This window comes from Gardnerella piotii (genome assembly GCF_049815665.1).
GTDB classification, from domain to species: Bacteria; Actinomycetota; Actinomycetes; order Actinomycetales; family Bifidobacteriaceae; genus Bifidobacterium; species Bifidobacterium piotii.
Map to the genome: position 1 here is coordinate 1,217,161 of NZ_CP187450.1, position 18,436 is coordinate 1,235,596.

General features: G+C 41.1%; 10 protein-coding genes and 1 tRNA gene. 1 reads left to right on the forward strand and 10 read right to left on the reverse strand.

The features are described 5' to 3' along the window. Nucleotides 1-49: 49 nt before the first annotated feature. Complete coding sequence (locus tag ACPEIW_RS05015) at nucleotides 50-5,950, reverse strand: S8 family serine peptidase (RefSeq protein WP_425663408.1); 5,901 nt, start codon at nucleotides 5,948-5,950, stop codon at nucleotides 50-52. A gap of 438 nt (nucleotides 5,951-6,388) precedes the next feature. On the opposite strand from ACPEIW_RS05015, the gene ACPEIW_RS05020 reads away from it, so the two are divergent. Continuing rightward, nucleotides 6,389-6,462, forward strand: a tRNA-Lys gene (locus ACPEIW_RS05020). A 190-nt stretch (nucleotides 6,463-6,652) separates the two neighbouring features. Here the strand turns inward: ACPEIW_RS05020 and ACPEIW_RS05025 are convergent. From ACPEIW_RS05025 to ACPEIW_RS05065, 9 genes are all read right to left on the reverse strand, one after another. Beyond that, on the reverse strand, nucleotides 6,653-9,022 hold the full coding sequence (locus tag ACPEIW_RS05025; protein WP_425663410.1) for a leucine-rich repeat domain-containing protein: 2,370 nt from the start codon (nucleotides 9,020-9,022) through the stop codon (nucleotides 6,653-6,655). Then, nucleotides 8,985-9,248, reverse strand: coding sequence for a hypothetical protein (locus tag ACPEIW_RS05030; RefSeq protein WP_425663412.1), 264 nt, complete (start codon nucleotides 9,246-9,248; stop codon nucleotides 8,985-8,987). The genes ACPEIW_RS05025 and ACPEIW_RS05030 overlap by 38 nt, the downstream gene beginning before the upstream one ends. A gap of 125 nt (nucleotides 9,249-9,373) precedes the next feature. Next, entirely contained in the window at nucleotides 9,374-10,573 is a 1,200-nt protein-coding gene (gene tuf, locus ACPEIW_RS05035; protein ID WP_102704959.1) for an elongation factor Tu, read from the reverse strand. Nucleotides 10,574-10,743: 170 nt separating this feature from the next. Beyond that, the gene (gene fusA / locus ACPEIW_RS05040) at nucleotides 10,744-12,873 is read right to left on the reverse strand and encodes an elongation factor G (protein WP_353938717.1); all 2,130 of its coding nucleotides are present in this window, start codon (nucleotides 12,871-12,873) and stop codon (nucleotides 10,744-10,746) included. Between the two features lie 42 nt (nucleotides 12,874-12,915). After that, a complete protein-coding gene (gene rpsG / locus ACPEIW_RS05045) occupies nucleotides 12,916-13,386 on the reverse strand; it encodes a 30S ribosomal protein S7 (RefSeq protein WP_004127577.1) in 471 nt (156 codons plus the stop codon). A gap of 3 nt (nucleotides 13,387-13,389) precedes the next feature. Beyond that, entirely contained in the window at nucleotides 13,390-13,761 is a 372-nt protein-coding gene (rpsL, locus tag ACPEIW_RS05050; RefSeq protein WP_003813881.1) for a 30S ribosomal protein S12, read from the reverse strand. Between the two features lie 401 nt (nucleotides 13,762-14,162). Beyond that, the gene (locus tag ACPEIW_RS05055) at nucleotides 14,163-15,365 is read right to left on the reverse strand and encodes a cell division protein FtsQ/DivIB (RefSeq protein WP_425664428.1); all 1,203 of its coding nucleotides are present in this window, start codon (nucleotides 15,363-15,365) and stop codon (nucleotides 14,163-14,165) included. Nucleotides 15,366-15,503: 138 nt separating this feature from the next. Beyond that, nucleotides 15,504-17,012 carry a UDP-N-acetylmuramate--L-alanine ligase gene (gene murC / locus ACPEIW_RS05060; protein ID WP_425663425.1) on the reverse strand — a complete coding sequence of 503 codons (1,509 nt, stop codon included), beginning with the start codon at nucleotides 17,010-17,012 and terminating at the stop codon, nucleotides 15,504-15,506. Nucleotides 17,013-17,014: 2 nt separating this feature from the next. Continuing rightward, a complete protein-coding gene (locus tag ACPEIW_RS05065) occupies nucleotides 17,015-18,223 on the reverse strand; it encodes a UDP-N-acetylglucosamine--N-acetylmuramyl-(pentapeptide) pyrophosphoryl-undecaprenol N-acetylglucosamine transferase (protein WP_425663427.1) in 1,209 nt (402 codons plus the stop codon). Nucleotides 18,224-18,436: the final 213 nt, after the last annotated feature.

An 18,436-nucleotide genomic window follows, 5' to 3' on the forward strand; every position in this document is an offset into this window, starting at 1 on the left:
ACACATGGGGAATATAACTATTTAGACTTAAAGGTAACTAGTTAACACTTTACATGCGCATTTTGCGAACAAAAAGTGCAAAAGTGCCACTTAGCAGCAACAAAGCCAATGTAGCCAGTGTGAATACTATTCCAGCACCAGTCACACCTAACTTTGAAAGCATTCCCTCTGTATTAGTGTTCTTTGAAGAAGACAATGAGTTACTTAAGGAAGAATTAGCATTATTATTAGCATTCTTACTATTGCCATTAACATTGCTATTAGCATTACCATTAGCACCTGCATATGCTCCCGAGTTAGTCTCAGAACCATTTACCTCATTATTATCTGCAATATTACTTGCAGATTCATAATCTTCATCACTAGACGCAAAAGTAAATCCAGAATGACTTTCAGAATGTATCAAGTTATATTCTGCAATAGTCTCATCGAATGAAGTTGCATTAGCTGGAATAACCCACACATTAGTCCAAGCAATTTGTAATCCTCTGTTATCAATAAGAACAATTGTATGTTTACCCGAATATCCTTCTGGAATCTCAGCATCAAAATGAGGCTGACCTTTATCATCTAAAACAACCTTTACGTAGCTAGCACCATCTTTGCCATGCAACAAAACAGGAAGAGAATAAATGTACGCATATGCATATACAACTTTATTCTTCTTAAGCTGCTCAATAATGTCACTATTTTGTCTAAGTCGAAGCTTCATAGGATTTTCGACACCTGCACGAGCAACATTGTTTTCATATTTACCAACTAAAAGATTGCTCTTAAGAGCTTTTGTTAATTCAACAACACTCATAGGAGCTGCTGGAACATGAGCGTTTGCATCTGGAGGAGCAGGAATTTCTTGCTTCTTTGGAACATTTGGATTCACATTATGACCAGGCACATCTGGCTTAGAATGATCAGGCTTAACTGGTTCAGCATGCTTCTTTTTAACAAACGGAATGGAAGTTCGCTGATTATCACCAGCAGCTGAGTTTCCAGCATAATCAATAGCTTCTACGCGAAGAATATGATTACCTTCTGCCAGATCTTTAGCATGAATGACTGCCTTTAATTCCAAATGATCCTTTTCAGGTTTATCTACTTCAGTATAGGAACTATATCCTTGAGTTAACGAAAGCAACGTGCTCTCTACAGGATGAGGAGCTAAATTCGTATTAGAAACAGCACTGATTGGCTTGTCGTCAACATATGCAGCTACGGATTTAAGATTTGCATCTTTAGCCTTTATAGTAACCGTATAGTCGCCTTCTACTGATTCATCGTCTTTCATGCTTACATCTACAGTTGGATTTGTTTTATCAACAACAACTGGAATGGAACCATAAACAGATGAATTAACCTTGTCTTCAAGCTCAAGAAAAACATGATCTCCATCTTCTACATCAACATCACGCTCAAATTCTTTTTTGTTTGCTTCTTGGCCATCACCATTTTCCAGAGAAGTAAACTCTGCAACAACAGAATGATTGATAGAAAGCCTATATCCAGAAGCATTATCTTGAGCACTACCCTTAAACTTTACGGTATCTTTGTTTGTAAACAATGTATGACCATATAATTGTGGATTAACAAAAGTAGCTTTTGGAGCTTCTTTATCAAACAAGAAAGCAACAGCAAAGTCCATAAGGTTCTTGCCATCAGCAGTTTTTACAACAGCGCGAAAATCATTAATTCCAGTATGCATTGGCAAATCAATAGAGAAACTATGCGCTTGACTGTCTATCTTTGCAGCAATAGCTGACTCTAACATATACTTGCCATCGTTATTAAGACGCGTAGAAGGAGTAAATTCTACACTCTTTATATCTGGACCAACAGTACCTTGCAAAGTAAAGGAGTCTAAGCTTGGTCCTGCAGTAATAGGATTAATCATCCAAATATTTGCTCCAAGTGGAGTTACATTACTTGGATAGAACACGCCATTGCTTACTTCCATAAAGTTCGGCTCGTTACGGCCTTGAAGCTTAACAGACTTAATTTTAAGATTCTGACCATTACTTGCGCAGAGAGTAACCTGATACGCCTTAGCAGAAGGCTTTACTGTTACTTCAAATGTTCCATCCGAATTAATCGTTACTGGATCCTCTTTTGTCTCAGTGTCATCTACATCATCAGCAGATTCGCTGCTTGAATTAGAAGAACCAGGATCAGTAGAACCAGCTGCTTGCTTCACTTTATCCACTTGGTAACGAATTGTTAGCTCAAGCTTTTGCTTAGGTTGTGAACTATCTTTTACTTTGCCTTTTACAGTTACACTACCATCACTCAAAACAGGCAAACTTCCATCACTATCGCCACTATCCGTATTAGTAACACTAATACGCGGACGCTCTGGATTGTATGTTAACGTAAACTCTTCGCTAGCTATTTGCGTTTTGCATTTATCATCAGAGAATCCAAGCACCTTTACAGTGTTTTCACCACGTACTATTTTTATATTACTAGCAGTAAACTTTGGTGCTTTATTTAGATTCACTTTAACTGTTGTTTTAACAATTGATCCATCGTATTTCTTGTAACTTGCTAGAACTTTCATGGATTTAACATCATCAGAAACATAACCTTCAAGATTTAACTTATTGTCATGCACTACAGATGTTCCAACCATCTTCCCGTCCATTTCCTTTCGACGAGAAATGAAGATTTTATGATCTTTATTAGCAAACACTTTAACTACACGAGTTCCATTCATTCCTGCGTCTTTAGCAACAACAGAAATAAATGGCGTTGTGTTACCAACATTTATTTTGCACACGCGCTTATGATGTACTTTATCTAAAGTGCAACCAGTTGCATCATCATACTTAAATACATCATCATCACCAACACGGCGAATAACTGGAAGACCAGGATCTTCACTTAAGTTATCACTTAAAGTGATTGTTACAACGCCATTAGAATCACGGTCGGAAACATTCACATTAGGACCATGCGTATCTAGAGCAAACTTCATGTCGTAGTTTTGCCACTGAAAGCCTTTGCCCAAACGAGCTTGAATGCGATACACGTAATTTCCATCCTCAAACCGCACAAACTGCGCGATTTTCGGATCATAACGCTTACCATCAAAACGACCATTCACACCTTCATGGCCCATTGAATCTGCTGCAGAAGGCAAAGTAGGTCTAGAAACATTGTGGTCTTCACCTAAAACTCGTAATACCTTGCTTGCATTTTCATCCATAATCTCGTAGCGAATATCTGCCGCACTACGCAATAATGGCACATATGGTGTGATTAAATCATACCATCCATCATCATTAGGTGAGAACATGAATCGTTTAGATCCATTTATCTTAACTTGCATACTTCCGTCTGCTGAATCAGACATAAGGGCAGTAGTTGAATCAATTTCACCATTACTTTCATCGGAAGACTGGTTCGGAGCTGCAGGAGAAGGATTTTGTGCAGGATTAACAGGCTTAGCTGGTTTATCAGCATTCTTATACTTTTCACCAGGTTTAACCAAAATCTGCTCAGCATTCCAATTACCAACAAAACCAAGATATGGAACAGACAAATCAGGCTGACCTTTAGTCTTAGACTTTAAGCAAGCCCATCCTTCAATGTAATGGTTTTCCCCATATTGAGGATTCAATGTGAAAGTAATATCAACTGTTTTACCAGCCTCTACAATTACGGAAGACTTATCTGCAGTTAATGTTTCTTTATCGTTCACAAATGTGGATGTTTTTTCACCAGGTTTATTTGTCTCGTTTACAACAACCTGATTCGGTATGCTATATTTAACATTCTCAGAACCATAATTGTGCAATGTTACATTAAACTTGCGTTCACCCTGCTTTAACTCATAAAGAGAAGCATATGCTTTACTTTCATTGCTGCGACTATCTTTAGTAGTTGCAACAACATCCGTCTTAATGGCTTTGTCGAGCTGCGCTAAACCAGCGCCAATTTGTCTAGGAGCATACGGAACTTTTTTATTACCATCATCCCGAGTAAGAATCTTAGCTGTATTCATCAACACTTGCTCAATACGATCAACTAATTCAGAAGGTTTAAGTTCTTTGCCCTTAAAACGCTTTTTATAATTTTCCATCAGCAGAGCAGAAAGACCTGATATATTTGGGGCTGCCATAGAAGTACCAGACATACTTCTGTACTTATTATCATTCTGAGTAGACCACACATTCCCACCAATACCAGAAATATGAGGCTTAAAATTAAGATCTGGAGTTGGACCCCAAGACGTAAATCTAGATGGCTTTAACGAATCTGGGTTAGCAATAGCAACGAAATCATTGGTGAAAGTTACTTCCACTTTTCCATTATTCTTTTTGATTGCTTGATAGATTGCCTCACCATCTTCATAGCGTATTGATGTTACAAAAACATCTTTAATCTTATCGACGCCTGCCATATCTAGGAATTGAGTAGGATCATCCTTTACATTGTATACAACAACACCTTCAGCACCTTTTTCTTTTGCGTTATTAACTTTTTCTGTAAACACAATATCTCCGCGTTTAACTAATGCATATTTACCCTTTAAGTTAAGGTCTTTAACATCATCTTTTTTACCAAGGTTAATATCAACAATTTCATGTGATTTTCCATCAGCTACACCTGTAGAAAGTGAGTAAGGAAAATCATTTTTCTTAGCATCATTAGAACCAGAGTTTGTAGCAGATGCATTATTAACAAACCATTGCGCCTTGGTTTGTGTAACTTTTGAATTTTCAACAGAAGCAACACTAAAAGCATCTGGGAAGGAAGATGGAGACCCCAAAGTGCCATCATCCCATTTTCCAAACACATCATCTAATCCACCAGAATTCGAGAAGTTCAATCCAGAATTTCCAGCCGAAACAACAGGCAACACTCCAGCTTTTCTAGCCTTCATTAACGCTAACGCAGCAATACTTGAAGTAGAATCAAGTCCATTATCGGAGCCAATAGACATGTTTATAACGTCGGCACCAAGCTTAACAGAATCTTCTATAGCTGCCACAACATCCGCATCACGGCATCCAGGCATATCTGGGTTGTTAGAAAACACTTTCATAGCAAGCAGCTGCGCATTAGGAGCTATGCCATTAACACGATGATTGCTAGCTGCAGGAGCATTTTCTTCATCTCCATTAGCTCCAACAATTCCAGCAACATGCATGCCATGCTGTTCAGCATGATTATCTTTCACTTCATTAGTTTCATCTGCATAATTAAATCCTGCAGGAACTTTATCTGTAAATCCTGGTTGTGGATTTAACTTTTTTGCACTTTTAGCAGATGAATCCAGCTTCATATCTTTACTGTTAATATCAATTCCAGTATCGATTATTGAAACCAACATGCCAGTACCATCTAAGTTTTTATTACTTTCTCGGAAAGCCTTCGTAAGACCCTGAAGCTCACGAGCAAAATTTTCCAGCGGATAATATAAACGCTCTTTTTCTACAGATCTAACTTCTGGCTCATGGCGTAAAGCTTGCATACGGTTTGCTGGAATTGTTGCTTCAAAGCAATTCATTAAATATCCAAGCTGACGACGAACACCCATATTGTACTTTTTACGCCATTTAGCAATTAAACGATTTTGCTCGTCTTTATTTGATTTTTCAGAAACAACTGAAGGATGACTCGGCTGCTTACGCAGAGTAACAATAACAGCAATAGGCTTATTAGGCACACTAGCACTGTTCTTTATAGCATATTTTTCAAGCAATGCAGCTTTATTTGAATCTAAGTATAAATTCTCATCTCTAGTAAGCTTATGGCTTACAGAGTTATTTTTATACATTCTAAACTGCTTTTTAATAGAAGATGCATTTGCATCATTTACATAAGCACTGTTATTACTAACTGAATTCTTAGTATCCGCAGCATTCGCTGCACCAAATGGCGCAATAAGGGTTGCTGTAGCAACTCCTAATGCAGCTAAGCGAGTTAAATATGATGCTCTTTTGAACTTCATAAATACGCTCTCCTTCAATGAAATACTTATAAAATATTTTTCACAAGCCTAGCATTGAGGAAAATAAAAAAAAACATAAATATGTAAATTTTTATGCATAAACAGTTAACAAATACGAATCAACCCACAAAGAACGGCGAAATATAGCCATTTCTAAAGAGAAAATTTTTCAGAACTGCGTTGATTATACAACTATAAATTAACATGTTGTTCACACAAAAGATTGAAAAACTCGTTTTTTGTTACTATTTTCTATAAATATTGCTTATATTTATAAACATATGTTACTTTAGATAAACTTCTTATCGAAATTTTTCCGAAATATAAAATGTGAAACCAAAAAAGCGTTATAGCACTAATAACAAAACACGACACGCCGTAACTTGCAAATAAAGCGATTCTGAGTATAGTTATTACTCGGCTCAAGAAAACGCCAACGCCCCTTTAGCTCAGTTGGCTAGAGCAGCTGACTCTTAATCAGCGTGTCCAGGGTTCGAATCCCTGAGGGGGCACAAACAAAACCCAAGCTTTGCAGCTTGGGTTTTTTCGTATTTAGGCACATCTGCCTACTGCCTACTTGCTTTGGGAATTATGCCTGTAAATACGGGGATTCAAGCATAAAACTTATTCACCCATATTTACAGTGTTACAAATGATTACAGACTTACGCATACTTACAGACTTAAGCCCACGCACCTACTTTTACAAAATATATTGCTTGAATTTGTATTTACAAATAGCAACAATTCCAAGCAACACGCTAAGCATTGCAACAAGCGCTATTAAAGACGACTCAGAGCCAGTTGCTGGAATAGTTCCACGCGATTTATGCGATGCGGAGTTAATTCCAGCAGCAGTTTTGTGCCTATTAGCAGACTTAGCAAAAGCTACACCATTTTTAGATGCACCATTCCTAGAAGCATCTGGCTTTTGATTAAGGTACGGATTAGGCGTATTGCTATTTTCTGAACCAGTATTAGGCGTTGTGCCTATGTTTGAATCAGGTGTTACGTCTATGTTCAAATATGGCTTAGGCAATATCTCTGGTTCCGTCATGTGTGATTGACCCGAAGGGGTTTCAGGCTGATCTGGAGTTGGCGCAGGTGCAGGCGTGACAGGCGGATTCTGCGGATCTGGCGTTGGCGTTGGCTGCGGCGTTGGCGTCACTGGATGCGGCTGCGGCTCTGGCACTGGCTGAGGATGAGGCTGAGGTTGAGGCGTCACTGGCTGCGGCTGAGGTTGAGGCTTAGGCGTTGGCGGATTAAGCTGCGGCTTTGCCTTTACAGTAAAGCTTGCTTTAAACGTACACTTAGACCCATCAACGTAACTTACCGTAACAGGAACTTCAACAGTCTGATCTTTATCAGTCGCTTCAGGTATTTTAAAATCATCTACCGTAACCGTAGGTGCCTTGTAATAATACTGTGTAGTACAAGCATCTGGATCATCTACATTATAACAACTTTTATAGTAGGAATCACCAATCTTAATTGGATAAACCCTATCGTTATCGTCATTATAATAATAAGGTCTGGAATCAGAACTAAATCCATCATCTGGATTATCATCATCATTTTGACAAGCGCTTGAACATCCATCTTCAGATTTATTAGGATCACATAAATCGCATGCACTAGGAGTTTTACCTTCAGGAATCAAAGGATAGTTAAATCTACTTGTTGTTGTAAATAATCCCTCGACCTGCTTTTTAACGTCCGTTTTAATAGAATCTACAGTTGGCTGTTTAGCAGGCGGATTTTTGCTAGACGAATCAATATTATCAATTTTCACATCACTGCTTTTAGCAGGCCACGTTTGAGCCATTGTTTTCGCGGTAACTATAAAGGTCAAATTATCAGCAGGAAAGTAGCCTTCTATATGATTATTAAACTCACCATTTTTGTAACATACAGGAAATTCAAAAGTTTCTTTACCAGGGAAAAAGGCTGTCCAATCGTCAGGCGAATTAGAATTGGTGTAACCTGCCCAGGGATCATATCCACAAAATTCCAATCCTAAATCGCTTATTTTCCCACTGTAGCCCGATAATTTACTATTTTTTAGCGCATTCCTAAAATCAATTGACTGACCAAAATTAACTTCTATATTTATACGTTTAATTACATATTGACGTATAAGAAGCCTTCCATTAAATCTAAAGTCTGGACCATAATGAACCGTACTGGTTCCATTGTAACCATTCTCTCCCAGTTTTTTATTTAAATCAAAATCGATTAATTTAACTCCATCATTTTTATCAATATGAATTAACTCATTTGTAAAAGTATATCTACTGTGATAGATGTCAAAAAAATTCATATAAGCATACCGATAATTAAAGATGTAATCGGCATCTTTAATTTTTGTTGGTTTCACAATTTGATTAACATTATACCCATTTATAGCATCACTAGGAGTTATATTTTTTTCAATATGTTGGTCAGAAAAATCGTAAGAACAGTTATATTTATCTCTATCTACATTATTATTCCAGCTTATATTCTTTTTATAAGCAATAGTGTAAATATTATAAACGTTGCTAATATTATTTGTTTTAGCATTAATTGTTTTAAGTTTTCCGTTACATAGACCAACAAGACTATCTACATTACTAATTTTGTTTGTACTTATGTCTAAAGATTCAAGATTTGTTAAACCAGATAATTTCGTAATATCACTTATATTATTCCAACTCAAATTCAAATTTTTAAGATTTGTTAAACTAGCTAACTGGGAAATATCACTTATCTTATTCTCACTCAAATTCAGATCTTCAAGATTTGGAAAATACTTTAAAAAGCTAATGTCACTAATACTCTTATTGCTTAATCCAAGCTTTTTAATCTTTTTTGCATCATTCGCAGTAAGCTTCCAGTCATTATAAGATTCTGGCACATTAATGTCTGTGTTTTTATACTCTTTTATACTGTCATACAACGCTTGTTTAAGTGTTGGGTTATTAGCGAATAAATCGTTTGGATCTTCTGTTTTTTCTGCATCTGCAGCACCGTTGGCATTTAAGCTAGTTGCCTGGTTAGGGATACCCCCCCCCCACTGGAATATTTTGCGCAAAAGCTGCGTGAGATTCGCAAGCTGGCACTATGCCAAAAAGCATGCCAACAGCAATAATCGAAGCAACAAACAGCTTAAAAATTTTAGCTGTTAAACCACTTTTAATACGATTAACCAACGTGCCAATAACCCCAGGCATAAACTCAACCTTCTTATTTAACAACTTAAAAATAAATGTTAACTCGTAAATCGGCCACAAGCCGCTTGTTACCATTTTAGTAACCATCTGGAACAATTACATAAAAATGAATAAAATACGAAAAACACAGAAAACAAAAAGACCCCGCAAGAAAACTTACGGGGTCTCTTAAAGATTAGCTAAATATTTTCAGATTAGAAAATCAGAAAATACTAGGCAAGAATCTTGGTCACACGACCAGAGCCAACGGTACGGCCACCTTCACGAACTGCGAAGGTCAAGCCCTCTTCCATTGCGATAGCCTGGATCAACTCAACAGTGAAGGTTGCGTGATCGCCTGGCTGAACCATTTCGATGCCGTCTGGCAAGGTGATAACGCCAGTAACATCGGTGGTACGGAAGTAGAACTGTGGGCGGTAGTTGGAGAAGAATGGCGAGTGACGGCCACCTTCGTCCTTGGTCAAGACGTAAACTTCGCCTTCGAACTTGGTGTGTGGTGTCACAGAACCTGGAGCAGCCACAACCTGACCACGCTCAACGTCGGTACGGTTGATACCACGAAGAAGAAGACCAGTGTTATCGCCAGCCTCGGCCTCATCCATCTGCTTGTGGAAGGTCTCGATAGAGGTGACGGTGGTGGTCTGAGTATCGCGCAAACCAACAATCTCAACTGGGGTGTTGATTGGGAGCTTACCACGCTCAACACGGCCAGTAACAACGGTACCACGACCGGAGATGGTGAACACATCTTCGATTGGCATCAAGAATGGCTTGTCAAGATCGTGAGTTGGGGTTGGGATGTACTCGTCAACAGCCTTCATGAGTTCCTTGACGGTCTCTACCCACTTGTCGTGGTCTGGAGCGTCATCATGCAAAGCGCCGTAAGCGGAAGTACGGATGACTGGGCAATCGCGATCGAAGCCGTTTTCGTCGAGGAGGTCACGAACCTCTTCTTCAACGAGGTCGATAAGCTCTTCGTCGTCAACCATATCGCACTTGTTCAAAGCAACAAGAATTTTCGGAACGCCGACCTGCTTAGCAAGCAAGACGTGTTCACGGGTCTGAGCCATTGGGCCGTCGGTAGCAGCAACCACGAGGATTGCGCCATCCATCTGAGCGGCACCAGTGATCATGTTCTTAACGTAATCAGCGTGGCCTGGAGCGTCCACGTGAGCATAGTGACGTGCATCCGTCTGATACTCGATGTGGGCGATGTTAATGGTAATGCCGCGCTCCTTCTCTTCTGGAGCGGCGTCGATCTGATCGAAGTCATACTGAGGGTTCAGATCTGGATATTCGCCATGAAGCACCTTAGAAATAGCCGCGGTCAAGGTAGTCTTACCGTGATCAACGTGACCAATGGTACCAATGTTAACATGCGGCTTAGTACGCTCGTACTTTTCCTTTGCCATGTGTTTGTCCTCCTGGACGTCTCGTAGTTCGCTTCACACTCTTATGTGAAGCCTCTAGCTACATATTTACTGGGTTTCTGGGTTAGGTGCCACTTCGGTGCCAGAACCCAGTCAACGTACGAAATTCTAGCGTTGACTAGGGACACAAAACACCGAAGTAGCGTGCGCTTTTACTCGCCGCGCTGGGCTTTAATAATCTCGTCCGAAACGGCCTTTGGAACTTCCGCGTAAGAGTCCATCTGCATGGTGAACATTGCACGTCCCTGAGTCTTGGAACGAAGATCACCAATGTAGCCGAACATCTCGCTCAGTGGAACCTTAGCGTCAATAACCTTAACGCCAGTAGCGTCGGTCATAGACTGAATGTTTCCACGACGGGAGTTCAAATCGCCCATAACGTCGCCCATGTACTCTTCTGGAGTACGAACTTCCACGGCCATAATTGGCTCGAGGATTACTGGGTGAGCCTTAGGAGCAGCTTCCTTGAAGCACATGGAACCTGCAATCTTGAAGGCCATTTCCGAAGAATCAACGTCGTGAGTCTGACCGTCGGTAACGGTTGCTTTAACGCCAACCACTGGGAAGCCAGCCAAAACGCCAGATTCCATAGCTTCCTGCACACCTGCGTCGATGGAAGGAATGAATTCCTTAGTAATGTGGCCACCAGTGACCTCGTTAACAAACTGATAGACTTCGCCAGATTCTGGATCGATTGGCTCGAAGTTCATCAAAACCTTTGCGAACTGACCAGAACCACCGGTCTGCTTCTTGTGGGTGTATTCCTGGTTCATAACAGCCTTGCGAATAGTTTCGCGATAAGCAACCTGCGGCTTACCAACATTCGCTTCAACCTTGAACTCGCGGCGCATACGATCCACAATAATGTCGAGCTGAAGCTCGCCCATACCAGAAATCAAAGTCTGACCAGACTCTTCATCGGTCTTAACCTGGAAGGTAGGATCTTCGTCGGAAAGCTTAGCCAAAGCCAAGCTCATCTTTTCCTGATCTGCCTTCGTCTTTGGCTCCACAGCAACCTCGATAACAGGATCTGGGAATGTCATGGATTCCAAGGAAATTGGGCTCTTCTCGTCGCACAAGGTGTCACCCGTGCTAACGTTCTTCAAACCAACGAAGGTGTAAATGTTTCCAGCTTCTGCAGAATCTACAGGATTTTCCTTATCTGCGTGCATCTGGAAGATCTTACCAACGCGTTCCTTCTTGCTCTTAGTGGAATCGTACACGGAATCACCTGGCTTAACTTCGCCAGAGTACACGCGCACGAACACAAGCTTGCCATAGAACGGATGAGTGGAGATCTTAAAGACCAATGCAGCAAATGGATCTGTATTTACTGGCTTACGATCAATCTCAACGGATTCGTCGCTTGGATCAAAGCCCTTAATAGATGGAACATCTTCTGGGCTTGGAAGGAAGTCAACAACAGCATCCAGCATTGGCTGAACACCCTTATCCTTAAATGCAGAACCGCAAGTTACTGGGAAGGCTTCGCGAGCAACAGTAAGCTTGCGAATACCCATGCGAATCTCTTCTTCGGAAAGTTCTCCCGATTCAAGATACTTCTCGAGCAACTCTTCGTCGGCTTCTGCAACCTGATCCATAAGCTCGGCACGATATTCTTCTGCACGCTCTTGCAAGTCGGCAGGAATGTCAACGGTGTCGTAATGAGCACCCATATCGTCCTTAACGTCATTCCAAACGTAAGCCTTCATACGAATCAAGTCAACAACACCAAGGAAGTCGTTTTCAGCGCCGATTGGAAGCTGAATAACGAGTGGCTTAGCGCCAAGCTTTTCCTTAATGGTCTTAACAGAATAGTAGAAGTCTGCGCCCAACTTATCCATCTTGTTGATGAAGCAAATACGTGGAACGCTATACTTATCTGCCTGACGCCAAACGGTTTCGGACTGAGGCTCCACGCCTTCCTTACCGTCGAACACAGCAACAGCACCGTCGAGAACACGCAAAGAACGCTCTACCTCGGCGGTAAAGTCAACGTGTCCTGGTGTATCGATGATGTTGATTTGATAGCGGTCATCTGTGTCATGGGTTTGACGCTGCCAGAAGCAAGTGGTTGCAGCAGACTGAATAGTAATACCGCGTTCCTGCTCCTGCGCCATAAAGTCCATGGTAGAAGCGCCATCGTGAGTTTCACCGATCTTGTAATTCTTACCAGTGTAGTAAAGAATACGCTCGGTGGTAGTAGTCTTACCAGCATCGATGTGCGCCATGATGCCGATGTTACGAACCATATTCAGGTCGTTAAGCACATCTTGTGCCATATTATTATCCTTAGCTCTTTAAGATACCGATTATCTTGTGGATTACCAGCGATAGTGAGCAAAAGCCTTGTTTGCTTCTGCCATCTTGTGGGTATCCTCGCGGCGCTTTACAGAAGCACCCAAGCCATTGGAGGCATCGAGAATTTCGTTAGCTAAACGCTCAGCCATAGTCTTCTCACGACGAACGCGAGAGAAGTCGGTAAGCCAGCGCAACGACAAGGTGTTTGCACGAGCAGGCTTAACTTCGACTGGAACCTGGTAGGTTGCGCCACCAACGCGGCGGGAACGAACCTCGAGGCTTGGACGAATGTTATCGAGAGCGCGCTTCAAAACAGAAACTGGCTCCTGCTCGGTCTTTGCCTTCACCTGCTCAAGAGCGGTGTAGACGATGTTTTCTGCGATGGACTTCTTGCCATCGAGAAGAATTTTGTTAATCAACTGAGCCACGACGGTCGAGCCGTAGATTGGATCAGGAAGCAGCTGATGCTTTTTTGCAGGTCCTTTACGTGACATGTTTTACTTCGCCTTCTTTGCTCCATACAGGGAACGACCCTGCTTGCGGTCCTTAACACCCTGGGTATCGAGAGCGCCACGCACGATGTGGTAACGCACACCTGGGAGATCCTTCACACGGCCACCGCGCACAAGCACAATGGAGTGCTCCTGCAAGTTGTGACCTTCGCCTGGAATATAGGCGGTTACTTCAATACCCGAGCTGAGGCGCACACGAGCAACCTTACGAAGCGCAGAGTTTGGCTTCTTAGGAGTGGTTGTGTACACACGAGTGCACACGCCACGACGCAACGGGCTACCTTTCAAGGCCAAAGTCTTTGACTTCTTTGGCTTGGCCTGACGTCCCTTACGGACGAGTTGTTCAATCGTAGGCAACTTAAGTTCTCCGATTCATTAATGTCTTCTATTTGGTGAAACCGCGGCACTGCAGCACACCTTAAACCTGAATCGGTTAAAGAGAAAAGCCACAGTCCACCGGCCCGATGGCCCTTGCGCCTCCAGACGCACATTACTGCGCGCTATCTTTGGCACTTGGGATATCCCAACCAGCACGCCTATTACATAAGGCACGCCGTTGGCACACACAAAGTATTATTATACACATTTGCTTGACAATTAAAAACCATTTAAGCAACTATGCACTGGAGCTGCTTAAGTAGACTACTTAAAACTACTTAAAACTACTTAAAACTACTTAAAACTACTTAAAACTACTTAAAACTACTTAAAACTACTTAAAACTACTTAAAACCGCTTAAACAAGCTACTTAAGCAAGCTACTTAAGAATCGGCCTTGCAGGAGCAGAAACATCCAAAAGCTGACGATTGCTGATTTTACTTGGATCGCTAATAATCGTCTCCACAATCGCCTTTTTAAGCTCCAAATCCGAAGAATCGCCCCAAACAACAATCCTATGAACGTCTCCACTTGGGCCAGGGTAAGAAACTTCTGTTTCAACAGAATCCTGCGTTTTTGCACTAACACGAATAACGTGAGACCTAAAATCTTGAGAAAGCGAGCTTACAATTCTCAACGCTTCCTTAACAGCCCTGCTGTTTAGACTTTTACTAACGTCGCTAACTTCTATAACTGGTATTCCGCTCGTAGAAACGTTTTGAACAGCGTTTAATACTCTACCTTTAACATCTACAGCCGTAAGTTTTTCGCCATCTTTTGCTTTAAGCATTGCAGCAGGCTTTTGCGCATGAACAGTTATTTGCAAACCGTGCGGGAATTGCTTTACAACCTTTGTTTCTGTTACGCCAGGTATGTTGTTTAATTGCTCAATTATTTGCTGAGAAGAAACCAAAAACAGCGACTTATCTACTTGATTAGACGCAATTGACGCGATTTTCTGTTCGCTCACCCATTCGTTAGATCCAAAAATGTGTATATTTTTAGAATCAAGACGGAAGAATGGAGATAAAAATAACATCCAGCAAAGCAAAGCGATTAGCGCAACAGCAAGAAAAGTGTAAGCAAATCGCAACAAAATGGTACGTATTTTAGCAAAATTCTTTTCTTTTTCGCGAGCGCTAAAATCTATTACTTTAGGTCTAGATGCAATTCCAAGAGGACCCGAGCTAGACTTTAATGTCTGCTTTACAAAATCAACTACGGAAAGCCTTCTTGCATCTACAAAAGCATTTTTAGCAGATTGATTTTCTAATGGGCTACTAGTAGTCACCTTTTTGCTATTAGATAAATCAACCTTAGCTAATCTTGTAGAATCTTGTGAGTTTAGATTAGATTGAATTGACCTTTTATGCGCATCAAGATTAGAAGACTTAGAAAAATTAGAAGACTTAGGGAAATTATCAGTTGTAGCAAAATTATCGGTTGTAGCAAAAGTGGATGTGATAGACCTAGTATGTTTAATAGAGCTAGCAGATTTATTAGGCTTATTAGGCTCGTTAGGCTCGTTAGGCTCGTTGGATTCGTTATTGACGGCAGACTTGCCAAAAATCATTCGACCCATAGCTATCACTCACCTACTTCCGCTTGTATCTATACGCGACTTTACTTGCGACTCTACTTGCTACTTTATTTACTACTATTCTTGCGACTTTACAGTTTGCTTATTATCACTTTTACCGACTATTATTGCCAATTTAGCTTATCGCTTTAATCGCAACTCTTCTAGCATAACAGACGTCATAGTGGTAATACTTCCAGCACCAACCGTAAAAAGTACATCTCCACTATTGGCTCTGCGTGCAAGAAGCAAAGCACCATCCTTCATGTCTTCTACAGCTTCAATATTGCAATTAAGCCCATCTTCTTTAGCTGCGTTAACAATAGTCGAAGCGTGAATATTTGGAAAATCTTCCTGCTTTTCTCGAGCTGGGAAAATGCCAGTGACGATTACGTCATCTGCAAGAGACAAAGCAGAAGCAAATTCGTGCGCAAAAGAGCGCGTTCTAGAAAACAGATGTGGTTGGAAAAGCACGCGAATAATAGAATCTGGGTACCTTCTTCTTGCAGCGCGCAAAAGAGCATCAATCTCTGTAGGATGATGCGCGTAATCGTCTACAACCGTTACTCCACCAACGCATCCACGAATATCAAATCGCCTAGAAGCACCAAGGAAGCTCGAAGCTCCATCTGCTGCATCTTTAGGATTCATGCCCAAAAGTGTTGCTGCAATAATCGCAGCACACGCGTTTCTAGCATTGTGCAATCCTGGAATCATAAGGTTAACGTTTATAGAATCACCGTTAAAGTCAATAACAAACGACTCGCTACCACTACCCGTCTGCTCGCTTTCGTGATTAATAAACGCAAACTTTACAAGGCTTTTTACTCTATTACTTAGGCAAGAAACACTATTCTTGCTACTTGCGTATGCGATTGTTTTTTTAAGAGAGTCATCGCTTAAATCCTCTAGAACAGCGCGAGCGCCATCATCATCTGCACAAATCACAATATATCCAAGAGCGTGGCTTAAATGCTCAACAAACGCTGCGCGATAATTTTGCGCATTTCCATAATGGTCTAGGTGGTCCGCTTCTACGTTTGTAACAATTGCAATATATGGATTGTATTTTTCAAAGCTGCCGTCGGATTCGTCCGCCTCCGCAACCATAACGCTTCCGCAGCCAGCGTGACCTCCGTCTAATTCTCCGCCGCCCTGCGCTTGAATCGAACCGCCAATCGCATAACTCGGGTCTGCTAAATCGCATTTACCGCAAACTTTCAAAATGTGAGCCAAAAGAGAGCTCGTTGTGGTCTTACCATGCGCTCCCGCAACAGTCACACCTTTTTTAGAACTTAAAAGTAAAGATAAAATGTCACTTCTATGAACAAGTTTTACGCCATTTTGTGCAGCAGCCACTACTTCTGGATTATTTGACTTAATCGCGCTAGAGTACACAAGAATATCCGCATTTTTTACGTGACTTGCACTTTGACCAATCTGTACATTTATGCCGAGTTCTTCTAGGCGACTTGTGTGGTCGCTTTCTTTACTATCGCATCCGCTTACGCTAACGCCTTCTTCGTGCAACATCTCTGCTAAAACGCTCATTCCAGCGCCACCAATGCCAATAAAATGCACAGAGCCTAAAGAGCTTACAGTCTGATCTTTACTAAATGCAGCACAAATAGGATTCATATTAATTTCCATGATTATTTTTTGCTTTCTTTTGCAATCTTAAGAATATGCTCTGCCATTACTCTTGCGGCATTGCGAATGCCGTATTTCCAAGCTTTTTCACGCATTTGGCAAAGCTCGTCTGGGTTATTAAGCAATTTCAACACGTTAGCGCGAATCCAATCATCGCTAAAATCACAATCGTTTACAATAATCGCTCCCCCTGCATTTGCAACAGGCTGCGCGTTAAATCGCTGTTCGCCGTTTCCAATTGGAAGCGGCACGTAGATTGCAGGAACGCCAATCGCAGACACTTCTGCAACAGTTCCAGCCCCCGATCGGCAAATAACCAAGTCCGCGCAAGCAAAAGCCCAATCAATTCGCTCTAAATATTCACAAATATGGTAATCACCAAGGCCTGCATGCTCTGGCTTAATGTCGTTTATTTGATTAAGACCAGCCGAACGCTCAACATTATCTTTAACTTCTTTAGATTTTCCGCTACCCGTAAGATGAATGATTTGCGCGCATTTTAGTAAATCGCCAGCAGCAATAGAAACAGCTTCGTTAATGCTTTTAGCACCTAAAGACCCTCCAGTTACAAGAATAATCGGCCTGCTAGGATCTAGTCCAAGATTTTTAGCGCCTTCAAATCTAGCTAAATCAATGTCTTGAGTAATCTTTGCGCATAAATCGGATATGGATTTTCTAAGAGGAAGACCAACTCTTATAGCTTTGCTATTCGACGCTGCATTTGCGACTAAACCAGTGCCTTCGTAAACACACCCAATCATGCTTGCCCAACGCGCTCCAAGCTTATTTGCCATTCCAGCGCGCGCATTTTGCTCATGAATCACAATAGGCAAATGCATTTTATGCGCTTGTGCATAAACTGGCGCAGACGCGTAACCGCCAAATCCAACAACAATATTTGCATGCCTTTGCTCAAGAATCTTAGCAACTTTTCGCTTTTCACTAATCCACTTAAAAGGAAACTTAAGCATGTACAAATTAGGTTTTCTAGGGAATGGAACTTTTTCAATAACGTCTAATGGCAGACCAGACTTAGGAACTAGCGTTTTTTCTAAACCAGCATTAGTGCCAATAACACTGATTTCTACCGACTCATCTAAATCTTTTAATGCATGCGCTACAGAAAGAAGAGGATTAACGTGACCAGCAGTGCCCCCGCCTGCTAGAACAACATGCAAAGAATTGCTATCTTTATATTGATCTTGTGCCAATTCGCCACCTACAATCTGCTTATTTAATAATCCCAATCAGAAATACCAATCAGAAATACCAATCAGAACTAATCTACTTAAAACTTTAATATATGACTTAACAATTAAATATAAATTAAACAAAATTTTTATGAAAAGCGGATTTTTATAATTTTATAATTTTATAATACTTTCCCAATTTTGATTAACACTTGATTTTGATTAACACTTGTT